32 protein-coding genes are annotated in these 25,146 nt (G+C 60.2%); 15 read left to right on the top strand and 17 right to left on the bottom strand.

Annotated features, from left to right (window positions below):
* The first annotated feature begins 24 nt into the window (after positions 1–24).
* Positions 25–687, top strand: a complete 663-nt coding sequence (locus HCG46_RS21195) for a TlpA disulfide reductase family protein (RefSeq protein WP_152505082.1) — start codon at positions 25–27, stop codon at positions 685–687.
* Between the two features lie 71 nt (positions 688–758).
* Here the strand turns inward: HCG46_RS21195 and HCG46_RS21190 are convergent, their stop codons facing one another.
* The 9 genes from HCG46_RS21190 to HCG46_RS21150 all read right to left on the bottom strand — a co-directional run bounded on the left by HCG46_RS21190 (position 759) and on the right by HCG46_RS21150 (position 7,718).
* Positions 759–971, bottom strand: a complete 213-nt coding sequence (locus tag HCG46_RS21190; protein WP_055660176.1) for a hypothetical protein — start codon at positions 969–971, stop codon at positions 759–761.
* Between the two features lie 135 nt (positions 972–1,106).
* Positions 1,107–1,367 carry a hypothetical protein gene (locus HCG46_RS21185; protein ID WP_023002524.1) on the bottom strand — a complete coding sequence of 87 codons (261 nt, stop codon included), beginning with the start codon at positions 1,365–1,367 and terminating at the stop codon, positions 1,107–1,109.
* A 300-nt stretch (positions 1,368–1,667) separates the two neighbouring features.
* Positions 1,668–1,871 carry a hypothetical protein gene (locus HCG46_RS21180; protein ID WP_031270014.1) on the bottom strand — a complete coding sequence of 68 codons (204 nt, stop codon included), beginning with the start codon at positions 1,869–1,871 and terminating at the stop codon, positions 1,668–1,670.
* Positions 1,872–1,932: 61 nt separating this feature from the next.
* A complete protein-coding gene (locus HCG46_RS21175; protein ID WP_168687307.1) occupies positions 1,933–3,423 on the bottom strand; it encodes an AMP-binding protein in 1,491 nt (496 codons plus the stop codon).
* Positions 3,424–3,457: 34 nt separating this feature from the next.
* Positions 3,458–4,339, bottom strand: a complete 882-nt coding sequence (locus HCG46_RS21170) for a 3-hydroxybutyryl-CoA dehydrogenase (protein ID WP_023002521.1) — start codon at positions 4,337–4,339, stop codon at positions 3,458–3,460.
* 138 nt (positions 4,340–4,477) lie between these two features.
* A complete protein-coding gene (locus tag HCG46_RS21165; RefSeq protein ID WP_168687306.1) occupies positions 4,478–5,410 on the bottom strand; it encodes an FAD-binding protein in 933 nt (310 codons plus the stop codon).
* A gap of 23 nt (positions 5,411–5,433) precedes the next feature.
* On the bottom strand, positions 5,434–6,183 hold the full coding sequence (locus tag HCG46_RS21160; protein ID WP_023002519.1) for an electron transfer flavoprotein subunit beta/FixA family protein: 750 nt from the start codon (positions 6,181–6,183) through the stop codon (positions 5,434–5,436).
* A gap of 324 nt (positions 6,184–6,507) precedes the next feature.
* Complete coding sequence (locus HCG46_RS21155) at positions 6,508–7,206, bottom strand: hypothetical protein (RefSeq protein WP_168687305.1); 699 nt, start codon at positions 7,204–7,206, stop codon at positions 6,508–6,510.
* On the bottom strand, positions 7,206–7,718 hold the full coding sequence (locus HCG46_RS21150; protein WP_023002517.1) for an RNA polymerase sigma factor: 513 nt from the start codon (positions 7,716–7,718) through the stop codon (positions 7,206–7,208). The genes HCG46_RS21155 and HCG46_RS21150 overlap by 1 nt, the downstream gene beginning before the upstream one ends.
* 133 nt (positions 7,719–7,851) lie before the next feature.
* On the opposite strand from HCG46_RS21150, the gene HCG46_RS21145 reads away from it, so the two are divergent.
* Together HCG46_RS21145 and HCG46_RS21140 are read left to right on the top strand one after the other, a co-directional pair.
* On the top strand, positions 7,852–8,613 hold the full coding sequence (locus tag HCG46_RS21145; protein WP_139314143.1) for a hypothetical protein: 762 nt from the start codon (positions 7,852–7,854) through the stop codon (positions 8,611–8,613).
* A 102-nt stretch (positions 8,614–8,715) separates the two neighbouring features.
* Complete coding sequence (locus HCG46_RS21140; RefSeq protein ID WP_209009566.1) at positions 8,716–9,045, top strand: RT0821/Lpp0805 family surface protein; 330 nt, start codon at positions 8,716–8,718, stop codon at positions 9,043–9,045.
* A gap of 37 nt (positions 9,046–9,082) precedes the next feature.
* Here the strand turns inward: HCG46_RS21140 and HCG46_RS21135 are convergent, their stop codons facing one another.
* The 5 genes from HCG46_RS21135 to HCG46_RS21115 are packed head-to-tail and all read right to left on the bottom strand — an operon-like array spanning position 9,083 to position 12,831.
* The gene (locus HCG46_RS21135) at positions 9,083–9,775 is read right to left on the bottom strand and encodes a rhomboid family intramembrane serine protease (protein WP_023002514.1); all 693 of its coding nucleotides are present in this window, start codon (positions 9,773–9,775) and stop codon (positions 9,083–9,085) included.
* Between the two features lie 32 nt (positions 9,776–9,807).
* On the bottom strand, positions 9,808–10,383 hold the full coding sequence (locus HCG46_RS21130; RefSeq protein WP_023002513.1) for a cob(I)yrinic acid a,c-diamide adenosyltransferase: 576 nt from the start codon (positions 10,381–10,383) through the stop codon (positions 9,808–9,810).
* A 40-nt stretch (positions 10,384–10,423) separates the two neighbouring features.
* Positions 10,424–10,621: a twin transmembrane helix small protein gene (locus HCG46_RS21125; protein ID WP_023002512.1), complete on the bottom strand. Its 198-nt coding sequence runs from the start codon at positions 10,619–10,621 to the stop codon at positions 10,424–10,426.
* Between the two features lie 52 nt (positions 10,622–10,673).
* Positions 10,674–11,546 carry an SDR family NAD(P)-dependent oxidoreductase gene (locus tag HCG46_RS21120; protein ID WP_168687304.1) on the bottom strand — a complete coding sequence of 291 codons (873 nt, stop codon included), beginning with the start codon at positions 11,544–11,546 and terminating at the stop codon, positions 10,674–10,676.
* Positions 11,547–11,592: 46 nt separating this feature from the next.
* Entirely contained in the window at positions 11,593–12,831 is a 1,239-nt protein-coding gene (locus HCG46_RS21115) for a ubiquinone biosynthesis hydroxylase (protein ID WP_023002510.1), read from the bottom strand.
* A gap of 134 nt (positions 12,832–12,965) precedes the next feature.
* Here HCG46_RS21115 and tesB point away from each other — a divergent pair, with 134 nt between their 5' ends.
* On the top strand, positions 12,966–13,832 hold the full coding sequence (gene tesB / locus HCG46_RS21110) for an acyl-CoA thioesterase II (RefSeq protein WP_023002509.1): 867 nt from the start codon (positions 12,966–12,968) through the stop codon (positions 13,830–13,832).
* Positions 13,833–14,031: 199 nt separating this feature from the next.
* Here the strand turns inward: tesB and HCG46_RS21105 are convergent, their stop codons facing one another.
* The 3 genes from HCG46_RS21105 to HCG46_RS21095 all read right to left on the bottom strand — a co-directional run bounded on the left by HCG46_RS21105 (position 14,032) and on the right by HCG46_RS21095 (position 17,303).
* Positions 14,032–15,249, bottom strand: coding sequence for a GTP-binding protein (locus HCG46_RS21105; protein WP_168687303.1), 1,218 nt, complete (start codon positions 15,247–15,249; stop codon positions 14,032–14,034).
* Between the two features lie 144 nt (positions 15,250–15,393).
* Entirely contained in the window at positions 15,394–15,756 is a 363-nt protein-coding gene (locus HCG46_RS21100) for a hypothetical protein (RefSeq protein WP_209009565.1), read from the bottom strand.
* 185 nt (positions 15,757–15,941) lie between these two features.
* A complete protein-coding gene (locus tag HCG46_RS21095; RefSeq protein ID WP_209009564.1) occupies positions 15,942–17,303 on the bottom strand; it encodes a D-alanyl-D-alanine carboxypeptidase family protein in 1,362 nt (453 codons plus the stop codon).
* Between the two features lie 446 nt (positions 17,304–17,749).
* Here HCG46_RS21095 and HCG46_RS21090 point away from each other — a divergent pair, with 446 nt between their 5' ends.
* From HCG46_RS21090 to HCG46_RS21040, 11 genes are read left to right on the top strand one after another with little or no spacing between them, the layout of a single operon-like run.
* Positions 17,750–18,604, top strand: coding sequence for an urease accessory protein UreD (locus HCG46_RS21090; protein WP_023002505.1), 855 nt, complete (start codon positions 17,750–17,752; stop codon positions 18,602–18,604).
* An 18-nt stretch (positions 18,605–18,622) separates the two neighbouring features.
* On the top strand, positions 18,623–18,925 hold the full coding sequence (locus HCG46_RS21085; protein ID WP_006936842.1) for an urease subunit gamma: 303 nt from the start codon (positions 18,623–18,625) through the stop codon (positions 18,923–18,925).
* Positions 18,926–18,948: 23 nt separating this feature from the next.
* Positions 18,949–19,254, top strand: coding sequence for an urease subunit beta (locus HCG46_RS21080; protein ID WP_023002504.1), 306 nt, complete (start codon positions 18,949–18,951; stop codon positions 19,252–19,254).
* Complete coding sequence (locus tag HCG46_RS21075) at positions 19,251–19,673, top strand: lysozyme inhibitor LprI family protein (protein WP_055660200.1); 423 nt, start codon at positions 19,251–19,253, stop codon at positions 19,671–19,673. Before HCG46_RS21080 ends, HCG46_RS21075 begins: the two co-directional genes overlap by 4 nt.
* Positions 19,673–20,104, top strand: coding sequence for a lysozyme inhibitor LprI family protein (locus tag HCG46_RS21070; RefSeq protein WP_168687302.1), 432 nt, complete (start codon positions 19,673–19,675; stop codon positions 20,102–20,104). The genes HCG46_RS21075 and HCG46_RS21070 overlap by 1 nt, the downstream gene beginning before the upstream one ends.
* A gap of 36 nt (positions 20,105–20,140) precedes the next feature.
* Complete coding sequence (gene ureC, locus HCG46_RS21065; RefSeq protein ID WP_023002501.1) at positions 20,141–21,853, top strand: urease subunit alpha; 1,713 nt, start codon at positions 20,141–20,143, stop codon at positions 21,851–21,853.
* A 33-nt stretch (positions 21,854–21,886) separates the two neighbouring features.
* Positions 21,887–22,492, top strand: a complete 606-nt coding sequence (locus tag HCG46_RS21060; RefSeq protein ID WP_075282732.1) for a glutathione S-transferase family protein — start codon at positions 21,887–21,889, stop codon at positions 22,490–22,492.
* The gene (locus HCG46_RS21055; RefSeq protein ID WP_168687301.1) at positions 22,489–23,025 is read left to right on the top strand and encodes an urease accessory protein UreE; all 537 of its coding nucleotides are present in this window, start codon (positions 22,489–22,491) and stop codon (positions 23,023–23,025) included. Before HCG46_RS21060 ends, HCG46_RS21055 begins: the two co-directional genes overlap by 4 nt.
* Positions 22,916–23,749, top strand: a complete 834-nt coding sequence (locus HCG46_RS21050) for an urease accessory protein UreF (RefSeq protein WP_286185469.1) — start codon at positions 22,916–22,918, stop codon at positions 23,747–23,749. Before HCG46_RS21055 ends, HCG46_RS21050 begins: the two co-directional genes overlap by 110 nt.
* Positions 23,746–24,363, top strand: a complete 618-nt coding sequence (ureG, locus tag HCG46_RS21045; RefSeq protein WP_168687300.1) for an urease accessory protein UreG — start codon at positions 23,746–23,748, stop codon at positions 24,361–24,363. Before HCG46_RS21050 ends, ureG begins: the two co-directional genes overlap by 4 nt.
* A gap of 21 nt (positions 24,364–24,384) precedes the next feature.
* Positions 24,385–25,089 (top strand): hypothetical protein, encoded by a 705-nt coding sequence (locus HCG46_RS21040; RefSeq protein ID WP_168687299.1) that lies wholly within the window; start codon positions 24,385–24,387, stop codon positions 25,087–25,089.
* Positions 25,090–25,146: the final 57 nt, after the last annotated feature.

Below are 25,146 nucleotides of genomic sequence, written 5' to 3'. Positions count from 1 at the left end.
CGCCCCCTTGCGGGGTGTGAACGAATGACAAAGCCAACCGAACCAGCGAAAACCAACAGACGCGGCATTGTTGCCGCCGGGCTTGCGGGTGCAGTGGCCGCCGTAGCGGCTCTATACGTGATCGCTGGACCGAATGGCAACATCGCCGGTGCGCAAAGCTGTTCGGCTGCGCTCGATTTTGCGGCGGCGGCCAAGCCATTTGCCACTGGAGAAGTGGCCGCCTTCCTTCCGGCAAGCGCGCCGCTGGACCTTCAGCACCTGACCTTCAAGGGGCCCGACGACCAGCAGATGGCGCTGTCGGACTTCGGCGGCAAGACAGTGCTCCTCAATCTCTGGGCAACATGGTGCGCCCCGTGCCGCAAGGAAATGCCGGCGCTGGACGAGCTGCAGGCGGAGATGGGAGACGACAATTTCGAGGTGGTTGCGGTCAATCTCGACCGGGGCGGACCGGAAAAGCCGAAAGACTTTTTGAACGAGATCGGCGTCGGCAATCTCACCTTCTATCAGGACAGTTCGAACGATCTTCTGAAGGACCTGCGCAAGGTTGCGCGGGCAACCGGTTTGCCGACAACCATTCTGGTTAGCCCGAAGGGCTGCGAGATCGGCACCATGTACGGCCCTGCCGAATGGGCCTCCGGCGAGGCCAAGGCGCTTATTAAAAACGCAATGGCGGCCCCGGACGCCTGACGTCCGGCTGCCGCCAGAAATATCAAGATCATCAGACCTTTCGAAGCCGGTGGAGGTGACCCTCCGCCGGATCAGACGCTGATGTCGACCGCGTTGCCCAGACCTGGAATGCGGCGCGACTCGCGCCGGTCTTCTTCCTGGGTCGCCTGGGCCTGCTCCAGCCGCTCGGCAACCTGGCGTTCCTGCTGGTTCTGGTCCCTTACCGCATTGGCAGCAAGTTCGCTGCGAACACTTGCAGCGCTATAGGCGGCCGAGGAAGAGGAACTGTCGATAGCACTCGGCATGATGGGTTACTCCTTCGCCGTGGTGATGAGGCTTGTCCGCAGCCGTTAGTCACCCGTCATCCTTGCAATCGGGCAACTCGGCTTTTGTTCGTTCGTCTTACGCTTCCAGTCGGCTTATCCGGAAGATGCGCCACATCAGGCCAGGATGTTGACCTGTAATCCGACACCATCTTCCAGCCGACGCGTTTCCGCGCGATTTTCCAGTTGCTCAGCTTGCCGGCTCAGGAATTCTGCCCGGTTCGTGCTGAAACTCGCCTGGCGTTGCGCAATCACGGCTGCAGCTTCGGAGCGTTTGGTCTTGAACGCTTCGGCTTGTTCTGCAACCTGGCCCGCACGCGTGTTGGCCTGGTTCGGCTGATACGCCTGGGATGCTCCATATCCTATTGCTTCAGGCATGGTCGTTCCAATCCTTGGATACGATTTCAAACTTCATCTTGTATGAAATACCTGAATTCAAAGGTAAATTTCCAAAACAACTGTCAGAGTTGCTGACTCAAATACTGAATTGATCAGAATATTTTTCTTAAAACTTTACGTAATTATGGATAAGCATCTGAAAGACGGGAACTTTCAGAAGCATCTTTCGAGAGGCGTTTTTCAGGCTTTACCCGAAAAAAGACACCCGGCGGAGCAACGAAAACGGCCCGTGCGGGGCAAATCCGCACGGGCCGTTAACAAAACTGCAAAGGAACGGGATCAGGCGCTGACGTCAACCCGTCCGCCGAGACCGGGAGGTGGTGTGGCCTGTTGAGCCTGAAGATTGTCAGCCCCTTGCTGCAGCAGCGCCACCAGATTGGCGTCCTGCTGGGCGGCCATCTTCATCATCTCTGTCTGAAGCGTCTGGGCTGTCTGTGCCTGGGTCTGCGCAACGAATGTCGTGGCAATGCCAACGCTGTCCATCATTAACTCCTGAGGTTGTGGCCACCCTAACCCCCTACCCTTAATCAGGTGTTAACGAATGTCAGTGCCCCTCCCGCAAGACACTGCGCCGGACCTTGCCGGACGGTGTGCGTGGCAACTGTTCCAGCACCTTGTAAACCTTGGGACGCTTGTATTCCGCCAGGTTTTCTGCCGCATGAGCGGCAAGACGGTCTGCATCCAGCTTTCCGGGGAGGGCCGGCACCACGAAGGCCGTTATCAGGCTGACACCTTCGCGCGCAGGCACCGCCGTCACGGCCACTTCCTGCACCTGCGGGTCAGCTGCCAGCACCCGCTCCACCTCTTCCGGAGCGACCCTGTAGCCGAACGCGTTCATCAGATCGTCAGCACGGCCTTCGTACCAGAAATAGCCGTCTTCATCCGTACGCGCCCTGTCGCCGGTCAGGAACCAGTCGCCCCTGAATGCGGCCGCCGTTTCCTCGGCACGGTTCCAATATCCCAGCATCAGGCCGGGTTCATCCCTGTGAACAGCCAGAAGCCCTGTCTCCGTTCCGGCCACCGGCACCGGCGTGTCATCCAACTCGCTGAGAATGGAAACCTTCCGGCCTTCCTGAGGTTTGCCCGGGGAACCCGGCTTTACCGGAACGCCGGGGCTGCTGGAGAGATAGGTGGAGATCTCGCTCATGCCGAGCGCTTCATAAAGTTCCCGGCCGGTGCGTTCCCTCCACTCCCGATAAAGACTTGCCGGAAGCGCTTCTCCGGCCGTCAGGCCGTGGCGAAGGTCGGGAAAGGAGGCGGGCGTAACAGCGCCATACTTCAGGATACGCCGGTAGAGACTGGGCACGGCCGCAAACAGCGTCGCCCTTGTGTCTGTCATCAGGTCCGGCCAGAGGTTCGGGTCTCGAGGCCCGTCATAAACAACACTGGTCGCGCCATTGGCCCAGGGGTCCATCAAGCCGGCACCCAGCGTATAGGTCCAGTTGAACGCTCCGGCATGAAGCAGCCGGTCGGAAGCGCCGATGCCATACCAGCCGGAATACATGGGCCGGCGCGCACTGGCGGCGCGCTGCGCATGCAGGACGCCCTTCGGCGTGCCGCTGGTACCGGACGTATAGACAAGAAAAGCCGGGTCGTCAGCGTGGGTCTCCGCAAAGTCTCCCGGCTCTGCCTGCTTCAGTTCGACCAAGGCCTCTGGACCCAGCAACGTCGCACTGCCCGCGTTCGGCAGCACAGTATGTCCGTCGTGCAGCACCATCCGCGCGCCGCTATCGGCCAGGATCGCGTCAGCTTCGGATGCAGTAAGTTGGGAAGACGTCGGGATCGGCACGAAACCACCCGCAATCGCCCCGAAGAACGCCAGCGGAAAATCACTGGAGTGACCGATCCTGAGAAGGATACGGTCACCGGGCGAAAGATCCGTGGCGCGCAAACCCGCGGCAACCGAAAGAACAGCCCGCGTCAGCGAGCCATAGCTCCATGTTTCCAGAAGGGCGCCACCGGCCCCAACCAGTTCCAGCGCCGTCTTGCCCGGGTCCGGGGCGGCGCTGGTCAGGCAATAGCGGGCTAGGTTCATCGTTACCGGGCTTCTGCGGTGGCTGGCGAACCGATTACCGGGTCGGAACCGGGTGCTCGCCGCGGTAATCATAGAAACCGCGTTGGGTCTTGCGGCCGAGCCAGCCTGCTTCAACATATTTCACGAGCAGCGGGCACGGACGATACTTGGTGTCCGCCAGACCTTCGTAAAGCACCTGCATGATCGACAGGCAGGTATCGAGGCCGATGAAATCCGCAAGCTGCAGCGGCCCCATCGGATGGTTGGCCCCGAGACGCATGGCCTTGTCGATGGAATCAACAGAACCAACGCCTTCATAGAGCGTGTAGATTGCTTCGTTGATCATCGGCAGAAGGATACGGTTGACCATGAAGGCCGGGAAATCCTCTGCGACGGCAATCTGCTTGCCGAGACGGACGCAGAACCCTTTCGAGGCTTCGAAAGTCTCGTCTTCCGTGGCTATGCCGCGCACCAGCTCGACCAGTTCCATGACCGGAACCGGGTTCATGAAGTGGATGCCGATAAAGCGTTCCGGACGATCTGTCGAAGCGGCAAGACGCGTGATCGAGATCGACGAAGTGTTGGTCGCCAGGATCGCTTCGGGCTTCAGGATCGGGCAAAGCTGCGAAAAGATCTTGCGTTTGACCTGCTCGTTCTCGACGGCGGATTCAATCACCAGGTCTGCATCACGCAGAAGATCGAGATCTTCGGCTGCCTTGATGCGATCCAGCGCAGCGTTGCGCTCTTCCTCGGTGATCATGGACTTGGACACCTGGCGCGCCAGGTTGCCGTTGATCGAAGCCAGGCCGGATTCGATCCGTTCCATGGAGAGATCGCTCAATCCCACGTCGAAGCCCGCAAGTGCACACACATGCGCAATACCGCTGCCCATCTGACCAGCGCCGATTACGCCGACTTTCTTGATTTCGACTGCCATCCTGAAAATCCGATCTTTAGAAAACATCCCGATTGGACGGGTTGCGGCTATTTTTGGCAAGTCTTGCGCCGAACAGCAAGAACCCCGGAGCGAAAACTGTCATTCGCTCCGGGGTCCGTGATCAATTTGCCGCAGGTCTTACTCGACGGCAGCCTTCAATTCCGGCAGCACGTCGAAGAGATCCGCCACGAGGCCATAGTCCGCGACCTGGAAGATCGGAGCTTCCTCGTCCTTGTTGATCGCGACGATCACCTTGGAATCCTTCATGCCGGCAAGGTGCTGGATGGCACCGGAAATGCCGCAGGCAATGTAGAGATCCGGAGCAACCACCTTGCCGGTCTGGCCGACCTGCCAGTCGTTCGGGGCGTAGCCCGCATCGACGGCGGCGCGCGATGCGCCAACCGCCGCGCCGAGAGCATCGGCCACCGGCATGATGACTTCCTGGAACTTCTCGGAAGAACCGAGCGCGCGGCCACCGGAAATGATGATCTTGGCAGACGTCAGTTCCGGGCGGTCGGACTTGGAAAGCTCCTCGCCGACGAATTCCGAAAGACCCGAACCGTCCGTTCCCGCAACGGTTTCAACAGCGGCAGAACCGCCTGCTTCCGCTGCCGCGAACGTGGAGGTCCGCACGGTGATCACCTTCTTGGGATCGCCGGATTTCACGGTCTGGATCGCGTTGCCAGCGTAGATCGGACGCTCGAAAGTATCCGCGTCGACAACAGCCGTCACGTCGGAGATCTGCATCACGTCCAGAAGGGCTGCGACGCGCGGCAGGGTGTTCTTGCCGTTGGCGGTTGCCGGGGCAACGATCGCGTCATAATCGCCTGCGAGGCCGACGATCAGATCGGCGGTCGGCTCGGCCAGCTGGTGCTCCAGCGCATCGCTTTCAGCAAGCAGAACCTTGGCGATGCCGGAAAGCTTGGACGCGGCATCCGCAACGCCCTGAACGCCCTTGCCGGCGACCAGCACGTGAACGTCGGCACCAAGAGCGACGGCAGCCGTCAGGGCCTTTGCCGTGGCATCGCTCAGTTCGCCACCGGCGTATTCGGCCACAAGAAGTGTTGTCATGTTTTATCCTCCTGCGACGGGTCTTAAAGGACGCCGGCTTCGTTCTTGAGTTTGTCGACCAGCTCGGAAACGGAACCGACCTTGATACCGGCCTGGCGAGATGCCGGCTCGGTGGTGGTGACAACGGTGAGGCGCGGCGTGGTGTCGACACCAAAATCGGCCGGAGACTTTTCGTCGATCGGCTTCTTCTTCGCTTTCATGATGTTCGGCAGGGACGCATAGCGCGGCTCGTTGAGGCGCAGGTCCGTGGTCACGATGGCCGGCAGCTTCAGCTTCACGGTCTGCAGGCCGCCATCCACTTCACGGGTCACATCGACAGTGCCGTCGCCCAGATCGACCTTGGAAGCAAACGTGCCCTGGCTCCAACCGAGGAGGGCTGCCAGCATCTGGCCGGTCTGGTTGCAGTCGTCGTCAATCGCCTGCTTGCCGAGGATCACGAGACCCGGCTCTTCGGCTTCGACGATCGCTTTCAGGATCTTCGCGACTGCCAGCGGCTCGGTGGTGTCGTCGGTCTTCACCAGAATGCCGCGGTCGGCGCCCATGGCAAGGCCGGTGCGCAGCGTTTCGGTAGCCTGTTGCGGCCCGACGGACACGACGATCACTTCACTCGCCTTGCCCGCTTCCTTCAGCCGAAGGGCTTCTTCGACGGAGATTTCGTCAAACGGGTTCATGGACATCTTGACGTTGGCAAGATCGACGCCAGAACCATCCGCCTTCACACGGACCTTCACGTTGTAGTCGATGACCCGTTTTACGGGTACGAGGATCTTCATTTGGTCTCAACCTCTTGCTGGGCCGGCTTTCACCGCACCGCATTCTCCGGCTCTCTGCCCTCATGACGCTAGGTTACAAACGGCAGAATTGAGCCAATCGTGGCGCATGGCGGGGGACGGTACTGACCGACACGGCACCTGTCAATTGCGGTAAAAGGTCTAAGGCGGCAATTTGCCGGGCTTGGAAAAACATGCGTCGCAATGATGATAGTTCGGCAACGCAACAATGCGTGGAAAACCGGGGCTCACCGCAAAAAAGAAACCGCGCGCACCTGTTACGGCAACACGCGGCGACTTCTCTGTTTTCCTGGTGCCGGTCCCCGGTCAGATGCCGGGGGTCTGCGGCGAGAACTTGTCGGACACCGGTTCGGCGAACACGGTTACCCAGGTGCCGTTCTCGTCCCGGCAGGCCGTGCCACGAATGGAAAGGTCCAGCCTGCTGAAGGTGGTCTCGCGAAGGTACTCGCGGCACCAGTGCCCGCTCTTGCTGCGGTAGGTCTTGATCGGCGTCAGGATCTCGCGCCAGTCGCCTTCCTGCCCAACGAACACGGGCTCGCCGCTGACTTTCGTTTCCAGCGCTTCCTGGACAGTCTGTGCCAGGAGCATCCGCTCAGTTTCCATATGTGCGGCAAGAGAAGACACGGCACTGTCCATCCGCGTCTGCATCCAGTAGGTGGTAAAGCCGAATGTACCGGCAACCATCACAAGTGCGGCGGCGATCTGGATCAGCACGCCTGTCCAGGACGCATGCGCGTGACGGGGCGCAGGACCTTCGCGCTTGGCGAATTCCTTTTCGATGAGTGCTTCGAACCGTGCCATTGATTCGTCAGGCACCGGCGCGGCAACCGCTTTTTGCAGAATGGTATTGCCCTTGGACATCTGCTCCAGCAGTTCATGTCCGCCACCAGTTGCCTCGATCCGGCGAAGCAGAGCTGCACGCTCCTCTTCCGAACCTTCCTCGTCCAGGATCTTGCCGATATCCTTTGCAAGCAGGATCTGTTCGCGCTTTTCGTCAAATGTCATCACATACCCCCTGGCATGCTGCGCAGCCTGACGCCCTGCGGGGCATCGTTCGTGTCCAGCCACTCGCGCAGTTTCAGTCTTGCGCGGGCAAGCCGGCTGGTTACCGTTCCAATCGGAACACCGAGTTCATCCGCCACATCCTTGTAGCTTCTGCCCTCAACGGCGATCTTCAGAAGCACCTCGCGGTTGTCTTCTTCCAGCTCGCCAATGAAATCCTGCACTTTCTGGAGTTCCAGGCTGTCGGCGGCGGCTTTCGCGCCGTCGTAGCTTTCCTCGAAATCCAGCATGGCAAGGTCGAAAAGCCTGGCCCGGTTTGCGGTGTCGCGAACCGAATTGAAGTACAGATTCTGCAAAATCCGGAACATCCAGCTGTCGAGCCGGGTGGCCGGATCGAACTGGTCGAGCGATCGGATTGCACGTTCGCATGTCATCTGCACCAGATCGTCTGCCTGATCCGGATTCCGGCACAGCCTTAAAGCAAAACTCCTCAGCTTCGGGAGCAGACGGATCATCTCCGTCTTTAACGTATCTTCAGGCAAGGAGTTCTCCGCAAAACCGCTCTCAGCGAGACAACACGTAAGGAGACCTTTTGATCCCGACTTTTTTTAGACTATCTTCGGGAAGAACAAAGATTGCCCAGGTGTTATGCGTGCGAAGGTCGTAAAACCGCTCTCGTCGACCGCCAAAAACCCCTTATTACGAATTGAATCGCATCAGATGAAACGCGCCCGCCAGATTACATTGCAAGACCGCCTCTCTGCGATGTTTCGCATACTGCCGGGTGTTGCAGCTGCGGCAATGATGTTCTCTCTTGTCTACTTCAGCCCCTTGTTCGACATGAAGGACAGCATTGCCGCGGCCGCAGATTCGCATGGTGATCGCGGCAGTCGCAGCGAACGCGGTGACCGTGGAGGCCGCAGCGAACGTGGAGACCGCGGCGGCGACAGCGGAAGCAAGAGTTCCGGTGGTGACAGCGGCAGCAAGAGTTCCGGCGGTGACAGCACCGGTGGCAGCAGTTCCGGTGGCGGCGACACAGGTGGCAGCCGTTCGGGCGGCGGCGACTCAACTGGTAACAGTTCGAGCGGAAAAAGCTCCACCGGTAACAGTTCGGCAGGAAACAAATCGGCCGGCAGAAGCTCGGAAAGCAAAGGCAACTCCGGTCGCAGCGGAGGCTCCTCTTCTCCTTCCTCCTCCCGCTCTTCGTCGGGTGGATCGTCATCCGGCGGTTCGTCGTCTGGCGGTTCGTCAGAACGAACTTCTTTTAGCTCTGCCACACAAAAGTCCGGTTCAGGCGGTTTTTTAGATCGCATCTTTGGCGGGCGTCAGTTTAATGGTGACAGCGAGCCTTCTGGTGGGTCCCTCAGCGCGCGGGAAGAACGGGAGGCTATCTCCAACGGCTGGCAATAGATCCAAGAGGCGGGATCGGACTTGATTTTTCGTGGGTTTCACGTTCCGAAAGGGACGTTTTTTCTGTTTTTTTTGGCAAATATCCTCACAGGCTGTTCCGTAGTGTCAGTGCAGGACACGCTTGTCTCCCTGCAGGAACCCGCCGCGGCGGAAACCCGCAAACCGGCTTCAAAACTGCAAGCATCGGACAAATACCGGGCTGAAACCACGCTTCAAGCTGCGCTGGAGAAGTCTGTTTCCGGCAAAGACCGGAGCTGGAAAAACCCGTCGAGTGGGGCGAGCGGCACAATTACGCCTCTGAAAACCTGGAAAAATACGTCCGGCGACTTCTGCCGCTCCTACCGCGAACGGATCAAGCTGGCTGACGGTCGAATGATCAGCCGCCGGGGAGTCGCTTGCCGCACTGCCGATGCTGTCTGGAAAGCAGCCTAGTTTCCTGACCGGTTCGCATTCTTTTTGAAAACTGTGCCTAGGCGATGTTTCGGTCGAACAGGGGCACACCTCTGCGCCGGAAAAACACGATCAGCACGGCCCCCGCCGCCATGCCGCCGATATGCGCGATCCAGGCGACATCGCTGTCGGACGCAATCACGGCATTGACGATCTGGTATAGGATCCAGCCGCCGAGCAACCATCCGGCGGAAAGGCGCAAGGGTATCCGGCCCAGTGCCAGCACCCACACCTTCACCCGCGGGTGCAGCATCAGATAGGCGGCAACAACGCCTGAAACGGCGCCGGACGCCCCGATCAACGGCACATCTGAATTGACGTCGATGGAGGCATAGGCCAACCCGCCGGCTATCGCACACAGCAGATAGAAGACCAGGTATCGCAGGTGCCCCATGGCATCCTCGACATTATCGCCGAACACCCACAGGAACAGCATGTTGCCGATGAGGTGCATGTAGCCGCCATGAAGGAAGGCATAGGTGACTACTGACATCCAGTCGGGCAGCATCTGCAGCTCCGGCGACAGATCCCGGATATCGAACAGGACAACCGGGATAAGGCCGAAGGAATAGGAGGACGCGGCCACCGCCTGCTGGGACCCTGCACCCTGATACAGAAGAAAGATCAGGATGTTGGCGGCAATCAGGAAAAGATTCACAAAGGGGCGGGGAACATGGACCAGCCGATTGTGATCGTGAAGGGGAATGAACATTCAGCGCCAGGCCTCCGGCAAGGGGAACTGACCTAACGGTTCTGTCCAGGCACCCAAAGAACGTCCTGCTCACCCTTTTCATTCAGGTACCGCGAGGCAACGAAGAAATAGTCCGACAGGCGGTTCATGTAGCGCACGGCAGCGGGATTGATCTGCTCGCGGGCTGCCAGTTCCACCATCAGACGTTCTGCCCGGCGTGAGACCGTGCGGGCCAGATGCAGGTAGGCAGCGGCAGGACTGCCACCCGGCAGCACGAAGGAACGCAGCGGCTTGAGCTCCGCATTGAGGACGTCAATCGCCTGTTCGATCGCCGTGACCTGGGCGTCGGTGATCCGAAGCGGCTCGTACCCAAGGTCCTCACCCGTTTCCGGTGTTGCAAGATCGGCCCCCAGGTCGAACAGGTCGTTCTGGATCCTGCCGAGCGACTGGTCGACCTCCGGCGCAGACTGCCCGGTCTGAAGGCGAATCAGACCAACCACGGAGTTGGTCTCGTCGACGGTCCCGTATGCCTCGATCCTGAGGTCGCTCTTTCGGCGCCGTTCTCCGGAACCCAGCGCGGTCGTGCCGTCGTCACCCGTCTTCGTGTAGATCTTGTTCAGAACAACCATTGTGCCCCCAGTTCCTCCAGTAGTGTCCGGTTATCTTGTCTTAGTGGCCGGTTCCGAAAAAGTAGAGACCGCCCATGACCAGGACAATCACCAGAAACTGAAGGCCGACACGCCAGCGCATCAGGAGCTGCGAGCGGTTAGCCGGCCCGTGACGGAACATGTTCCAGATGCCGAGCAGCAACACGAGTGCAACCGCGGCGAGGCCGACGGGAATGAGAAAGTTGATCAGATCTGCCATTTCGTTTTCCTTGTTTCACCACTGTCCGGCGCAGCCACCTGTCGGCAGGCAGCTATTCCTCGCCGTCGGCAGCCCAGATGCAGAACCGGTCGAGCAGACTGGTCGGCAGCACCCGTTTGGCCACCGTCATGACGGTGGTCGGAATTGTTACATGATAGCGCGCTTTCGGCCGATTTGCTTCCACCGCATGCACCAGCCGTTTGACCACGGCCTCCGGCGGCAGTTTGAACGGCCCGGGCTCTCCCGCCTCCATCCGGATGCGGCGCTTTTCGTAGGTCTTACGATGCCGTGACGCCTGCAGACCATCCTCGCCGATCCAGCGCTGAAAATTCGCCAGTGCGTTTTGCGTGAACCGGGTATCGATAGGACCGGGTTCGATCAGGCTGACGTGAATGCCGGTACCTTTCAGTTCCTGGCGAAGCGTGTCCGAATAGGCTTCAAGCGCGAATTTGGAAGCGGTGTAGGCTCCGCGGTACTTCAGTGCCACAAACCCCAGTACGGAGGAACACTGCACGATCCGCCCGGAACCGTTGGCGCGCATTGAAGGCACCAACCGGCGGGTAAGATCATGCCAGCCGATGAAGTTCGCCTCGAAAAGCGACCGCAGGGCTTCCGTCGGCAGGTCTTCCAGCGCACCAGGAACCGCATAGGCGCCATTGTTGAACACCGCGCTCAACGCACCATCGGTCCGCTGCAGAACTTCGCTTGCCGTCGCCTCGATGCTGTCCGGATCCTCATAATCCAGGCGGAAGGCTTCGAAACCAAGATCGCTCAACCCGTCAACATCCGCCTGGCTCCGCGCAGTCGGAAAAACACGCCAGTTGCGCCCGCGCATGATGTGGGCTGCCGAAAGGCCGATGCCGGAGGAACAGCCCGTAATCAGGATCGACCGGTGCGCGGAAAAACTCTCCGGATTGGCAATCATCAAATGGAAATCCTGCGGAGTGGAAGACGGTCCGATCCAACTCCTATCAGATAGGTTCGCCGGAAAGCAATTTCGGCACCGGCCCCGCAAAACCGGCAGCTTCCTTGATGAACTGCGTTTTCAGGCCCGGCATCCTGTCCACAATACCAAGTCCGAAATCGCGCATGGCGCGCAACACGTCATTGTCATTGGAAAACAGGCGGTTCAGTACGTCGGTGACAACGCCCATCTGGAACGTGTCGAATCGGCGCCAGCGCTGGTAGCGTTCCAGAACGTCGAATCCGCCGAGATCCTGCCCCAGACGACGGGCATCCACCAGCACTTCGGCCAGTGCCGCGACATCCTTGAAGCCCAGATTGAGCCCCTGGCCCGCAATCGGATGAATGCCATGGGCGGCATCACCGATCAGGGCGAAGCGCGGCTTGACGAAATCACGCGCCAGCTTCAGCCCGAGCGGATAGGCCCGGCGCGGACCGTCCAGCTCCAGTGTGCCGAGGTGATGTCCGAAACGGCGTTCCAGTTCCAGTTCGAAAGTAAAGTCGTCAGACCGCACAAGCCGGTCGGCGTCTGCTGTCTTTTCCGTCCAGACCAGCGACGACCGGTTGCCCGGCAAGGGCAGGATGGCAAATGGCCCGGCAGGCAGGAAATGTTCTTCCGCACGGCCGTTGTGAGGCCGTTCATGCTTCACTGTTGTGACGATGCCGGACTGGCCGTAGTCCCAGTTGACCGTCCGGATACCGGCAAGGTCGCGCAGGCGGGAGCGCACGCCGTCGGCTGCAACGAGCAGCCGGCTTTTCAGAAGGGCCCCGTCTTCCAGCGCCAGTTCGACGTGGTCTGGATGAGTGCGAAAGGTTTCCGCGGTGCCCGGTGCGAAAAAACTCACGCCAAGCGCCTTGGCCGCCTTGTAGAGCGCCGGCATCATCACGCCGTTCGGCATCATGTGGGCGAAGGGTTCGCCCTCCGTCGCCTCGCCGCCGAACGTCAGGAAGACCGGGCGAACCGCATCGCGAAGCTTGCTGTCGGTGACGATCATTTCGTTGATCGGCTGGGCCTCGCCCGCAATCTTCTGCCAGATGCCGAGTTGCGACAGCATGCGTGAGGCAGCTGCCGCGATGGCTGAGGCGCGAGGATCCTTGTGGAGGTCTTCCATCGGCTTGGGATCGACCACGGCACAGGTGAGGCCGGCATCGCCCTGCTTCAACGCCACCGCCAGAGACAGGCCGACATAGCCGCCGCCTGCGATCACGACATCGAACATGTCCGGGACGCTTTTTTTCCTCGCCATCGTCTTCTTCTCCTTGCCTTCGGTTTCCCTAAAGGCATCTTGACTTTAACGTCAACTGCCGTCCAAGAGTGCGGTGCCGGGGCTCCAAGCCTCGAACCAAATCACCTGCCGTCTATCTAACAGGGATCGCGCCGATGAACACGGCCATTGATAATCTTCTCCAGATTCTCGACCTGGAACCGCTGGAACGCAACCTGTTCCGTGGTCGCAGCCCGCAGGTCGGCTGGCAACGCGTATTTGGCGGGCAGGTGATCGGCCAGGCGCTGGTTGCCGCCTCGCGCACCGTGGTGGAAGACCGTCACGTCCATTCCCTGCATGGCTACTTCCTGAGACCCGGCGATCCGTCAGTCCCCATCATCTACGAAGTCGACCGCATCCGCGACGGTGGCAGCTTCACTACCCGGCGCGTTGTCGCGATCCAGCACGGCGAAGCGATCTTTTCCATGTCCGCCTCCTTCCAGGTGCATGAAGAGGGGCTGGAGCACCAGATCGACATGCCGGACGTTCCGACACCTGAAGATCTGCCCAGCGAACAGGAACTGAAGGAAAAATTCCTGTCGATGGCCCCGGAAAACATCCGCCGCTACTGGGAACGCGAGCGGCCGATCGAGATGCGCCCGGTCGACATGACCCATTATTTCAGCAAGAAGCCCCTGCCACCGCAGCAGTATGTCTGGGTCCGGGCGACAGGCCCACTGCCGGACGACGAACGCATGCACCAGTGTGTCCTCGCCTATGCTTCCGACATGACGTTGCTGGACACCTCGCTGTTTCCCCATGGCACGTCCGTCTTCAGCCCGAAGATCCAGGCCGCCAGCCTGGACCATGCCATGTGGTTTCACCGTCCTTTCCGCGCCGACGACTGGCTGCTTTACGCCACCGACAGCACCTCATCTTCCGGCTCACGCGGTATAAACCGCGGATCTCTGTTTACCAGGGACGGGGTCCTGATCGCCTCGACCGCCCAGGAAGGACTGATCCGCCTGCGCAAGAAGGACTGACTCCCCAAGACGATGGTGCAGTCACCGCTGGCTGCTACTCAAAATTTCAGAGCCTCATCCTGAGGAGGGCCTTAAGGCCCGTCTCGAAGGATGGGCCACTTGTTACTTTGGGTGCCGCCCATCCTTCGAGACGCCGCTTCGCGGCTCCTCAGGATGAGAGATCCCATTGGAGAGCGCCGGGGTATTGCGGACCTGCCGCCTACCTCACCGGACTGGTGAAACCCGACACCGCCAACGGATTGTCCGTCAGGGCCTGGTGATCCGGCGTATCGGGCAGCAAGGCGCCCGAAAAGGCCTCGAACATGCGCCTGACGAACCCTTCCGGCAGGTCCTTGGTGATGAACACCATGCGGGTTCGCCGGTCCTGATCCGGCCAGGCTTCCAGTGTTGCTGGCGGATGGAAGACGTGCTGGACACCGTGGATCACCACGGGCCGTTCAGGATCTTCAGCCAGTTGCACGATGCCCTTGACCCGAAGCAGTTTCGGTCCGTGCGCCGAACGCAGCAGATCGAGAAACATTTCCAGCGCGGAGGCCGGCACCGGTCGATCAGTCGACAGGGTAAAGGCCCGGATGGCATCGCTATGCCGGTTCACGTCATGAGCATGGGTATGGTCGTGGCCGTGGTGATGCCCGTGTGAATGGCCATGTGCATGATCGTGACCGTGATGGTGGTCATGCTGCTGGTCTTCATAGGCTTCCGCGTTCAGCCAGGCAGCCACGTCCGGGATCTTGCTCTTGGGATCATAAAGACCGGCGTTGAAAAGATTTTCCACAGTTGCATCATCCGCCTGGGCGTCCAGCCGGCGAGCGCCGGGATTGAGCTGTTGCAAACGCTGCTTGAGGGCGTCGAAAGAGGCCCGCGCCTCTTCGTCTTGAACGAGATCGGTCTTGGTGAAGACCAGCCGGTCGGCAACAGCGGCCTGCTTGCGCGCTTCCTCGTGATTGTCGAGGGTCGACAAACCGTTGACCGCGTCCACAAGCGTGATCACGCTGTCGAGCCGGTAGCGCATCACCAGATAGGGATGCAGCATGACCGTGTGCAGGATGGGCGCCGGATCCGCCAGACCCGTCGTCTCGATGATCACCCGGTTGAGCCTGTCCATGCGGCCGTTATCCAGTCGGCGCAACAGGTTTTCGAGCGTCGTGACAAGATCGCCGCGAATGGTGCAGCACAGGCAACCGGAGGCAAGCTCGACGATGCCGTCGCCGGCCTGATCGACAAACAGATGATCGAGCCCGATCTCGCCGAATTCATTGATGATGACCGCTGTGTCCGCCATCGACGGGTCCTTCAGGATCCGATTGAGGAGCGTTGTCTTGCCTGACCCCAGAAACCCGGTCAGGACTGACAGGGGAATGGGGGGCTTCGGACCCTTGGGTTTTTGTCCTTCGGCAACCGATGTCGGCGAGGCCATGGTATCTCTCCAGATGCATTCGCCGGTCCTTGATCGGACCCGGCGGACTTTCCGCAGACACATAGGCAGAAAGGCGGGTCAGCGCAAATGCTGGTCCCGCCACGTCGGCTTGTTCAGTTGGAAAAACGTCCGGCTGACGCCGAATCACCCCGCGTTGAGGATGATGTCTTCTTCTTCGGAGGCCGCTTCGGCGTCCTTCTTGTCGAGGGCGACAATTTTCCTGTCGGCTTCATCCTCGGACAGATCCATCGGAGTCAGATCCTGGACGATGTCCGCTTCAGACGCTTCCAGTTCGGCTTCCACGTCTGTGTCGCTGTCGGCTTCGAACTCGAAGTCGTCGAGTTCCTCTTCCGCCTCGACATCAACCACGAGCCGGACAGCCTCCGCCGCCTTTCGCAAGGTGGCGATCACATGGTCGACCGAAACCCCTTCCTCCAGTTGATTGGCGGAAAGTTCCGCAAGGCTGGCCAGAGCCTTGATGGTGGCGGTGGATCTCGGTTCAATCATCATGCGATCTCTCGACCTGTTGTACCGGCATATTCTGTGCCGCAGTGGCATTTAGAGGTCCGGCAGGGAGCACGCCTTTGCCAGAAAAATGCTTACTGCAGTGTTAAGGAGTAGCGTAAATAAAAGGTTAACTCCGTTAACCGCAACGCTACATCATCGGCACCGTCAAAGATCTGGAAATCGAATTACTTGCGAGGACTTGGGGAAGGAACCGGAACGGTGAAATCCAGACCCTTGCGGAAGATCGATCCGGGTGAAGATTTCGAAAGTTCAACCGCGGCTCCCGGGCGTGACACGGTATCGCCACCCTGCGGAATTGCGCCTGCGGTTTTGGCATTGGCCGTCAGCTGCATCTTCGCCCGGATTTCGTTTTCTGCCCGCCGCACGGGATTGGCGACCGGCAGCGGTACGTCTTCCGCGGCTATATCCTCTCCCGCGATGGCTGCGACCGCTTCACTGGAGGCACCGGCGGGAACGGTGCCCGGGCTGACGGAAGGCGACCCTTTCGGGTTGCCAAGGCCGACATCCAGCGGACGGTAGGCAATCCGGCGAGGTCCGAGCGTACGGTCAAGGATCTTTGCCCAGTCCGGTTTGCCGTTGGACAGCTTGAAACCGCTGTCGTCGAGCTTGTCCTCATCGGACTTGTTGGCCTTGGCGAAGAACAGGAACCCGCCCTGCTTTTCCTTTTCCATGTCGAACCGGGCCATGTAGCCCTTGGGACCCGGACTCTTGTTGCGCCGGCAATAACCGTCGGCCGGCGGATTGCCGCTGGTGCCCGAAAGGCTCGTGATGCTACGGCCGCCGCGCTTGCGGAACCCTTCGTCAAAAAGCTGGCGTGCAAAGGCGGTGCGCTCCAGACCGGAACCCGCGCCAAGGATAATCGCAATCAAGGTCTTGTTGCCGCGCGTCGCGGAGGCGGCAACATTGTACCCGGAATTGCAGATGTAGCCGGTCTTCATGCCATTGGCGCCGGGCACGCGCAGCAGGAATTCCCGATTGGCCGACCGCAGGGTCTTCTTGCCGAAGCGGATCCCCGGGTGGTCATAGTAGTTTCGGGATTCCGGAAAGTCCCGGCGCAGCGCCAGGGCCAGAATGGCAAGGTCCCGCGCCGTGGTCACCTGCCGGTTGTCTGGCAGACCATGCGGATTGTAGAACCGGGTATTGGACATTCCCAGGCGCTGAGCTTCCGCATTCATCATGGCGATGAAGCCGGCTTCAGATCCCGCGATCGACTCGCCGAGCGCTACTGCAACATCGTTGGCCGACTTGATCAGAATGATCTTCAGCGCCGTGTCGACAGTGAACCGCGTCCCGACCTTGAACCCCATCTTGCTGGGTGGTTCGGCCGCGGAGTTCTTGGACTGCACCACCGCGCTGTCGAGCGAGGCGCGGCCTTCGCGGATCGCCTTGAAGGTGACATAGGCCGTCATGAGCTTGGTGAGTGAGGCCGGGTACCACTTGCGCGTGGCGTTTTCCTGCTCGATCACCGCGCCGGAACTCGCGTCGATCAGGACATAGGCACCTATATCCGCCCGTGCCTGGCTCATGGCCAGACTCATCACAAGAGCGGTTACGGTCAGACAAACGGAAGTCAGGCGGCCAATCGGGCTCAAAAACACGGTTTCCCTCGCTCGTCATCCAGCGGATGACACGTCGCAATTGGGCAATGGCAGTATGAATAGCTGCTGTCTTCTTAAAAAACCGGAACATCGGCGCGAGAGCAACCCCTTCCTCAAATCCACTCCACGCCAATCTTTCTTGCAATTGCCTTATTTTTGAGCAACTTTTGCGAGCAGGCATTGATAAGCTGCGGGAAACAGGGACTTTTTTCGCCGGTGTCGTCTTGCCTTTCCACTTGCCGGCCTTGGCCCGGCTCTTGCTAAGATTGCCGAGGGCATATTGCCCATTGCGGCCCGGCGACGGTCTGGACCAATTTGAACAGATGTGAAAAATAACAATGACTGAATGAGCCCGCAGGGGGGGCGGTCAAGCAATGTATGATGCTGGTCTGGCATCAGAAACGGGCGGGAAAGCCGTAGTTCTGCAGCGCGTGAAAGGCATCGGCAAGGTGCGTTTTTCGGCGCCGGATGGCAAAACCCGTCTGACCGATCTGTATCAGAGCGGGTCGGCCAAGGTTCGCCTGCCGAAGGTCTATGATACCCCTGCAACAGCCGTTCTCATCAACACCGCCGGTGGTCTCACCGGAGGTGACCAGCTCGACTATGAAGTCGGCGCTGACGCCGGTGTACACGTAATTGTGACCAGCCAGACGGCCGAACGTGCCTACCGCAGCCCGGGCGGCACCGCCCAGGTGAGCGGGCATTTCACGGTCGGACCCGGTGCGACCCTGGAATGGCTGCCCCAGGAAACCATCCTTTTCAACGCCTCGCGCCTTCGCCGCACGCTGCAGGCGGACCTGGAAGGTGACGCAAGGCTGATGATGGTCGAATCCTTCGTCCTTGGCCGAAAGGCGATGGGCGAGCAGGTCAAGTCCGTATTCTACCGCGACAGCTGGCGCATCCGCCGGGACGGGAAGCTGGTGTTTGCCGACGACATCCGGCTGGATGGCGACCCGGCCGACGCGCTGACCGGCCCGGCTACGGCTGCCGGCGCCCTGGCCGCGGCAACCTTTGTCGATTGCTCCGCCGATGCCGAAGACCGGCTCGCCAGGGCAAGAGAGCTGATCGAAACATTGCCGGATGGAACCGCCCAGGCGGCCGCCAGCGCCTGGAACGGCTTGCTGATAACCCGGTTTGTGTCCAATGATGGCCGCGGCTTGCGCACGGCCCTGATGTCGTTTCTCACCGGATACCGAATGACGGCGCTGCCGCGCGTCTGGTATTGCTGATTTGGAGGACTTTCTTTCATGAACCTGACGCCCCGCGAAAAGGACAAGTTGCTCATTTCCATGGCCGCGATGGTTGCCCGCCGCCGCCTGGAACGGGGCGTGAAGCTGAACCATCCGGAAGCCGTCGCCCTGATCACCGATTTTGTTGTCGAGGGGGCCCGTGACGGGCGCACCGTTGCCGACCTGATGTCCGCGGGCGCCAAGGTACTGACACGCGACCAGGTGATGGAAGGTGTGTCCGAGATGATTCACGATGTTCAGGTCGAGGCGACCTTTCCTGACGGCACCAAGCTCGTGACCGTGCACGAACCGATCCGCTGACCGCAATTTCCAAGGAGACGAGCATGATCCCCGGAGAACTGTTTCCCGCCGAAGGCGAGATCGAACTGAACACAGGCCTTGAGACCGTGACGGTGGAAGTCGCCAACACGGGTGACCGGCCGATCCAGGTCGGCAGCCACTATCACTTCTTCGAAACCAATGAAGGCCTGTCTTTCGACCGGGAAAAGACCCGCGGCATGCGCCTGGATATTCCGGCAGGCACAGCCGTGCGCTTCGAGCCCGGCCAATCCAGATCCGTGACGCTGGTGCCTTATCGCGGCAGCCGCACGGTCTACGGCTTCAACCAGAAGGTCATGGGCGAATTGTGATCAGATCCGCATCATCTCTTTCGTTTTCGCTGATCGGGCTCGGTCTTCTGCTCGCCGGACCTGTCGCCGCGCAGGAAACACCCAACTGCGAAAATGCCATGACGCAGTCGGAGATGACCCAGTGTGCCAACATCGACTGGCTGAAGGCGGATGCGGAACTGAACGCGGTCTACAGATCCGCAATGGAAAAGATGACCGAAACCGACGCTTATTTGCCGGAAGGGCTGAAAGGGGCGGTCGAAACATTGCGCGAAGCCCAGCGTGCCTGGATCCCCTATCGTGACAAGGCCTGCGACGCCTACGGCTTTCTGGCCCGCGGCGGAACCATGGAACCCATGCTGGTCTACGGCTGCCGCGCAGATCTGACCCGCAACCGCATCGACGAGCTGAGACAACTCAGTGAAGGTCTGGGGAATTGATGCCTGTGCGCGGTGTGACCCTTCCTGCTTTAGCCCTGTTTCTGGCCACCGCCGGCACGGCGGTTGCTGAGGAAGAGAAGGTCAACGACAACATCGACTGCGGCTATCCGCTGACCGAAGCCGAACGCAGCTTTTGTGCCGACAAGGCCCTGGAAGACGCTGACACGCGCATGAAGGAGGCCTTTGACCGGCTGCGAACAAGGCTGGTCGAGATCGATGCGGAATTGCCGGAGGAGCTGAAGGGCGCCCCCGCCAGCCTCGATGATGCCCAGGCCGCCTGGAAAACCTACGCCGACAAGGATTGCACCGCCTACAGCTTCCCCTTCAGGGGCGGCACACGCGGCAACGAACTGTACCGGAACTGCCTGATCGTCCTCACCATGAAACGCACAGAGGATCTGGATGCGACGGTTGAGGACTACGCGAATTAAACACACCGATTTCTGATCGCCGATTGGAGACTAGATATGGCCTACAAGATGCCCCGCGCCGCTTATGCGGACATGTTTGGACCGACAACCGGCGACAGGCTGCGCCTTGCGGATACCGATCTCATCATCGAGGTGGAAAAGGATTTCACCACCTATGGCGACGAGGTGAAGTTCGGTGGTGGCAAGGTTATCCGCGACGGCATGGGCCAGTCCCAGGCACCCCGTTCCGCCGGCGCCGTCGACACGGTCATCACCAATGTGCTCATCATCGACCACTGGGGTATCGTCAAGGCCGATGTCGGGCTGAAGGACGGCCGGATCGTCGGCATCGGCAAGGCCGGCAACCCGGATGTCCAGAACGGTGTCGACATCATCGTCGGTCCCGGCACGGAAGCGATTGCCGGGGAGGGCAAGATCCTCACCGCAGGTTCGATCGACGCCCATATCCACTACATCTGCCCGCAGCAGATCGATGAAGCCCTGTGCTCCGGCGTGACCACCATGATCGGCGGTGGCACCGGTCCGGCAACGGGCACCAACGCGACCACCTGTACACCCGGCCCGTGGCATATCACCCGGATGCTTCAGGCTGCCGACAGCTTTCCGATGAACCTTATCTTCGCCGGCAAGGGCAACGCCTCCCTGCCTGCCGCGCTGGAAGAGCAGGTGATGGCAGGGGCTGCTGCCCTCAAGATCCACGAAGACTGGGGCTCCACACCGGCAACCATCGACAACTGCCTGTCGGTTGCCGATGAATACGACGTCCAGGTGATGATCCACACCGACACCTTGAACGAGTCCGGTTTTGTCGAGAACACCACCGCTGCGTTCAAGAACCGCACCATCCACGCCTTCCACACCGAAGGCGCCGGCGGCGGCCACGCACCGGACATCATCAAGGTGGTTGGCGAACCCAACGTCATTCCGTCGTCCACCAACCCGACACGGCCTTACACGGTCAACACGCTGGAAGAGCATCTCGACATGCTCATGGTCTGTCACCACCTGCACAAGGACATTCCGGAGGACGTTGCTTTTGCCGAAAGCCGCATCCGCAAGGAAACCATTGCGGCGGAAGACATTCTTCATGACATGGGTGCGTTCTCGATCATCTCCTCCGACAGCCAGGCCATGGGCCGCGTCGGCGAAATCATCATCCGCACCATGCAGACCGCGCACAAGATGAAGGTGCAACGCGGCCGCCTTTCGGATGAAACCGGCGAGAACGACAACTTCCGGGTCAAGCGCTACATGGCCAAGACCACCATCAACCCGGCCATCGCTCATGGCCTGGACGAGTACATCGGCTCGGTTGAAGTCGGCAAGCTGGCCGACCTCGTGCTCTGGGACCCGAAATTTTTCGGTATCAAGCCGGCGCTGGTGCTGAAGCTCGGCTCCATCGCGACCGCTCCGATGGGCGATCCGAACGGGTCCATCCCGACACCGCAGCCGGTGCATTACCGGCCGATGTTCGCCTCCTACGGCAAGATGCTGACGCACAGCCGTGTCACCTTCGTGTCCCAGGCGGCCTATGACACCGGCGTCAAGCACAAGGCAGGTCTCGACAGCCTGGTACTTCCGGTCAAGAACACCCGTGGTGGAATCTCCAAAAAGTCGATGATTCACAACAACATGATGCCAAAGATCGAAGTGCATCCGGAAACCTACGAGGTGCGCGCCGACGGCGAACTGCTGACCTGCGAACCTGCCGAAGTGTTGCCGATGGCCCAGCGCTACTTCCTGTTCTAAGCTCCGCAAGAACGCGTTCGGGAGAGGAAAGGCATGTATAAGATCGTCGGATTTCCGCGGACCCGCGCCATGCGGGTAATGTGGCTGCTTGAGGAACTGGGCGAGCCTTACGAGGTTGACCCGGCTCTGCCGCAGTCGGATACCGTCAAGGCGCTCAATCCAAGCGGCAAGGTGCCCGTGCTGGTCGACGGTGACGCCGTCATCACCGATTCCGTCGCAATCTGTACCTATCTGGCCGACAAGCACGGCCGGTTTACCTTTCCTGCCGGAACTCTTGATCGCGCCCGTCAGGACAGCATCACCCAGTTCGGTGTCGATGTGCTGGAAGGCGCGCTCTGGACCGCTGCGAAGAACACCTTCATCCATCCCGAAGATGTCCGTGTTCCGGCGGTCAAGGACGTCTGCCGGCTCGAATTCGAGCAAGGCCTGAAAACGCTGGAAACGCTGATCGGTGACGGCCCCTATGCCATGGGCGAAACCTTCACCATTGCCGACATCATCGTCGGGCACTGCTCCGGCTGGGCACTGGCCGCCAAATTCGACCTGCCCAAAGAAGGGCCGGTCTACGATTATTTCAAACGCCTCAGGGAGCGTCCCGCTTTCCAGGCCATGATGGCAAAGGTGATGGAAGCCGCATGATCCGCGTTGCGAAAATCCACAAGGCCGAAACTTGGACCGGCGATGTCACCGACCGGGTCACGCTTGACCGGGAAGACCGGTATCGGCGCAGGGCAGTCCTGACAGGCGCAGCCGGGTTGACCTTCCTGCTGGATGAACCGATGGCGATCCATTTGCGCCATGGCGACGGGCTGGAACTTGAAGACGGTCGGATTGTCGAAGTTCTCGCAGAACCTGAGGAAGTGGTCGAAATTCACGCCGACGACACCGCCCACCTGGTGAAGATCGCCTGGCACCTGGGCAACAGGCACCTGCCGACGCAGCTTATGGGCAACACCCTGCGGATCCGGCGGGACCACGTGATTGAAGATATGGTGGAAAAGCTCGGCGGCCGGCTGACCAGGCTATCCGCGCCCTTCGATCCGGAAGGCGGCGCCTACGGCCATGGTCGCACCCACGGGCACGATCATGGTCAAGGGCATTCCCACGACCATCATCATGGACACAGCCACGGGCACGGGCACGACCACGATTCCGGACATTCCCATGACTGAGCCCTCAGCTCCGCGACTGCCCCTGTCACCGCAGGCGCTCTACCGGCTACAGGCCTTTCTCTCACCGGCCTTTCCGATTGGCGCCTTTACTTACAGCCACGGGCTGGAACAGGTGATCGAGCAGGGCGGGGTGGCAAGTGCGGCGGAACTTGGCGTCTGGCTGCGTGAAATCCTCCGCTTCGGCGCTGGACGAAGCGACGCCATCCTGCTGAAGGAAACCTACCGGGCCGCTCTTGCGGGAGAACGAGCGACCGTTGACGAGCTGCGTGACCTGGGGCTGGCCCTGCAACCCTCCAGGGAGCGGCATCTGGAATCCAGTGCCCAGGGCAGCGCCTTTTTCAGAGCCGTGTGCAACAGCTGGATGCCGGAAGCGGGCACCGAGGCCGCACGCCTGTTTCACGAATTCGCGGGCGAGGAAAACACCTCCTGGCCTTACCCGGTAGTGCTGGGACTGGCAGCTGCGGCTCACGGCTTGCCGGTGGATGCCGCGCTTCACTGTTTCCTGCATGCTTTCGCGGCCAATCTGATTTCCGTTGCCGTGCGGGTGGTGCCGCTTGGCCAGAGCGACGGCCAGAAGGTGCTGGCAGGTCTGGAACCGGTGATCTTCGAAATTGCAGAAGAGGCCGAGGCGGCAGGTCTTGACGATCTCGGCACCTCCACCTTCCTTGCAGATATCGCCTCCATGGCACATGAAACCCAGTATTCGAGGTTGTTCCGTTCATGACTTCCCAAAATGGTCCCTTGCGCGTCGGCATCGGCGGTCCCGTCGGTTCCGGCAAGACCACGCTGACCGACAAGCTGTGCAAGGCCATGCGCGACCGCTACTCGCTCGCCGTCATCACCAATGACATCTACACAAGCGAGGACGCCGAAGCCCTGATCCGCTCGCAGGCCTTGACCAGTGACCGCATTCGCGGTGTCGAGACCGGCGGCTGCCCGCATACGGCAATCCGTGAAGACGCCTCCATCAATCTGGCAGCGGTGGCGGACCTGACCAAAAGCATCCCGGATCTCGACCTGATCCTGATCGAATCCGGCGGTGACAACCTCGCCGCAACCTTTTCACCAGAGCTCGCCGACCTGACGATCTACGTGATCGATGTTGCCGCCGGCGAGGAAATTCCGCGCAAGGGCGGGCCGGGCATCACGCGCTCCGATCTCCTGATCATCAACAAGACAGACCTTGCGCCCTATGTCGGCGTCAATCTGGAGGTCATGGACCGGGATGCAAAGAAGATGCGCAAGGAACGACCCTTTGTTTTCGCCAATACAAAGGCGGGAGAGGGTGTCGAATCCGTGGTAGACTTCATCGTCCAAAAGGGTGGGCTGAACGCTTAAATCTTCGATGTTGATGGCCGAATGATCGCTGGCAGACAGGATGCCTGCGCGCATAACAATGCGCTCTGGTGCGATGCGGTCCTGAAAACCGCAGGTGCGAAAACCGAATTTCATGCAGGGTTCTGGTGCGCTAGGGACAAGGCCCTGCCGCTCTATCCGAACATCGTCACCCTGTCGCCGAAGCAGGGAGCGGATTTTTATGCCGCGCTGCCCGATTTGCCGAAGGGGGCCGGGGTAAAGGACAGTTTCGACAGTCTGGATCTGGCACCTTACGGCTTTCAGAGACTTTTTACCGGCACCTGGCTGTTTCGTCCGCCGCCAAGTGCCAAACGTGCCCCGATCAGCTCCGATTGGCACAAGGTGGCGACATCGGAAAGCCTGAAGAAGTGGCTGGCCGGCTGGAACGAGAACGAAAGCCTCCATGCCGTTTTCCCGTCCAGACTGCTGGAACGCAAAACCATCGATTTCGCCGCCATCATCAAGGACGGCAAGGTGAAGGCAGGGGCGGTCTTCAACACCGGTCCGAAGCTTGACGGCAAGGATATCCTTGGCCTTTCAAACGTCTTCTGCCGCAAGACCTGGCTCTACAGTGCTCTGCATGATCTTCTGGAACCGTTTCCGAACCGGTCGATTTGCACCTACGAAAATGATGCAAGCGTGCTACCGGTCTATCGGCAACTCGGTTTCGAGCCTTGCGGACAGCTTTCCGTCTGGCTGAAACAGTAGCTCCGAACAGAGAGAAGCCCGCAACTTTTCAGCGGCGGGCTCCGATTTTCGTTGATG

The organism is Labrenzia sp. PO1 (assembly GCF_012273635.1).
Classification (GTDB): Bacteria; Pseudomonadota; Alphaproteobacteria; order Rhizobiales; family Stappiaceae; genus Roseibium; species Roseibium algicola.
The sequence above is the reverse complement of the archived record's forward strand: the minus strand, read 5'-3'. Positions and strand labels throughout refer to the sequence as shown.

What these genes read in the sequence shown, in the direction of transcription:
- HCG46_RS21180 (WP_031270014.1), bottom strand. Translation starts at nt 1,871, where the DNA reads ATGGACAGCGTTGGCATTGCCACGACATTCGTTGCGCAGACCCAGGCA.
- tesB (WP_023002509.1), top strand. Translation starts at nt 12,966, where the DNA reads ATGAACACGGCCATTGATAATCTTCTCCAGATTCTCGACCTGGAACCG.
- ureG (WP_168687300.1), top strand. Translation starts at nt 23,746, where the DNA reads ATGACTTCCCAAAATGGTCCCTTGCGCGTCGGCATCGGCGGTCCCGTC.
- HCG46_RS21105 (WP_168687303.1), bottom strand. Translation starts at nt 15,249, where the DNA reads ATGGCCTCGCCGACATCGGTTGCCGAAGGACAAAAACCCAAGGGTCCG.
- HCG46_RS21050 (WP_286185469.1), top strand. Translation starts at nt 22,916, where the DNA reads ATGGTCGCACCCACGGGCACGATCATGGTCAAGGGCATTCCCACGACC.
- HCG46_RS21175 (WP_168687307.1), bottom strand. Translation starts at nt 3,423, where the DNA reads ATGAACCTAGCCCGCTATTGCCTGACCAGCGCCGCCCCGGACCCGGGC.
- HCG46_RS21040 (WP_168687299.1), top strand. Translation starts at nt 24,385, where the DNA reads ATGATCGCTGGCAGACAGGATGCCTGCGCGCATAACAATGCGCTCTGG.
- HCG46_RS21125 (WP_023002512.1), bottom strand. Translation starts at nt 10,621, where the DNA reads ATGGCAGATCTGATCAACTTTCTCATTCCCGTCGGCCTCGCCGCGGTT.
- HCG46_RS21120 (WP_168687304.1), bottom strand. Translation starts at nt 11,546, where the DNA reads ATGATTGCCAATCCGGAGAGTTTTTCCGCGCACCGGTCGATCCTGATT.
- HCG46_RS21115 (WP_023002510.1), bottom strand. Translation starts at nt 12,831, where the DNA reads ATGGCGAGGAAAAAAAGCGTCCCGGACATGTTCGATGTCGTGATCGCA.
- HCG46_RS21130 (WP_023002513.1), bottom strand. Translation starts at nt 10,383, where the DNA reads ATGGTTGTTCTGAACAAGATCTACACGAAGACGGGTGACGACGGCACG.
- HCG46_RS21150 (WP_023002517.1), bottom strand. Translation starts at nt 7,718, where the DNA reads ATGATCCGTCTGCTCCCGAAGCTGAGGAGTTTTGCTTTAAGGCTGTGC.
- HCG46_RS21155 (WP_168687305.1), bottom strand. Translation starts at nt 7,206, where the DNA reads ATGACATTTGACGAAAAGCGCGAACAGATCCTGCTTGCAAAGGATATC.
- HCG46_RS21095 (WP_209009564.1), bottom strand. Translation starts at nt 17,303, where the DNA reads ATGAGCCAGGCACGGGCGGATATAGGTGCCTATGTCCTGATCGACGCG.
- HCG46_RS21160 (WP_023002519.1), bottom strand. Translation starts at nt 6,183, where the DNA reads ATGAAGATCCTCGTACCCGTAAAACGGGTCATCGACTACAACGTGAAG.
- HCG46_RS21090 (WP_023002505.1), top strand. Translation starts at nt 17,750, where the DNA reads ATGTATGATGCTGGTCTGGCATCAGAAACGGGCGGGAAAGCCGTAGTT.
- HCG46_RS21080 (WP_023002504.1), top strand. Translation starts at nt 18,949, where the DNA reads ATGATCCCCGGAGAACTGTTTCCCGCCGAAGGCGAGATCGAACTGAAC.
- HCG46_RS21190 (WP_055660176.1), bottom strand. Translation starts at nt 971, where the DNA reads ATGCCGAGTGCTATCGACAGTTCCTCTTCCTCGGCCGCCTATAGCGCT.
- HCG46_RS21165 (WP_168687306.1), bottom strand. Translation starts at nt 5,410, where the DNA reads ATGACAACACTTCTTGTGGCCGAATACGCCGGTGGCGAACTGAGCGAT.
- HCG46_RS21135 (WP_023002514.1), bottom strand. Translation starts at nt 9,775, where the DNA reads ATGTTCATTCCCCTTCACGATCACAATCGGCTGGTCCATGTTCCCCGC.
- HCG46_RS21060 (WP_075282732.1), top strand. Translation starts at nt 21,887, where the DNA reads ATGTATAAGATCGTCGGATTTCCGCGGACCCGCGCCATGCGGGTAATG.
- HCG46_RS21085 (WP_006936842.1), top strand. Translation starts at nt 18,623, where the DNA reads ATGAACCTGACGCCCCGCGAAAAGGACAAGTTGCTCATTTCCATGGCC.
- HCG46_RS21055 (WP_168687301.1), top strand. Translation starts at nt 22,489, where the DNA reads ATGATCCGCGTTGCGAAAATCCACAAGGCCGAAACTTGGACCGGCGAT.
- HCG46_RS21185 (WP_023002524.1), bottom strand. Translation starts at nt 1,367, where the DNA reads ATGCCTGAAGCAATAGGATATGGAGCATCCCAGGCGTATCAGCCGAAC.
- HCG46_RS21100 (WP_209009565.1), bottom strand. Translation starts at nt 15,756, where the DNA reads ATGATTGAACCGAGATCCACCGCCACCATCAAGGCTCTGGCCAGCCTT.
- HCG46_RS21070 (WP_168687302.1), top strand. Translation starts at nt 19,673, where the DNA reads ATGCCTGTGCGCGGTGTGACCCTTCCTGCTTTAGCCCTGTTTCTGGCC.
- HCG46_RS21170 (WP_023002521.1), bottom strand. Translation starts at nt 4,339, where the DNA reads ATGGCAGTCGAAATCAAGAAAGTCGGCGTAATCGGCGCTGGTCAGATG.
- ureC (WP_023002501.1), top strand. Translation starts at nt 20,141, where the DNA reads ATGGCCTACAAGATGCCCCGCGCCGCTTATGCGGACATGTTTGGACCG.
- HCG46_RS21145 (WP_139314143.1), top strand. Translation starts at nt 7,852, where the DNA reads ATGCGTGCGAAGGTCGTAAAACCGCTCTCGTCGACCGCCAAAAACCCC.
- HCG46_RS21195 (WP_152505082.1), top strand. Translation starts at nt 25, where the DNA reads ATGACAAAGCCAACCGAACCAGCGAAAACCAACAGACGCGGCATTGTT.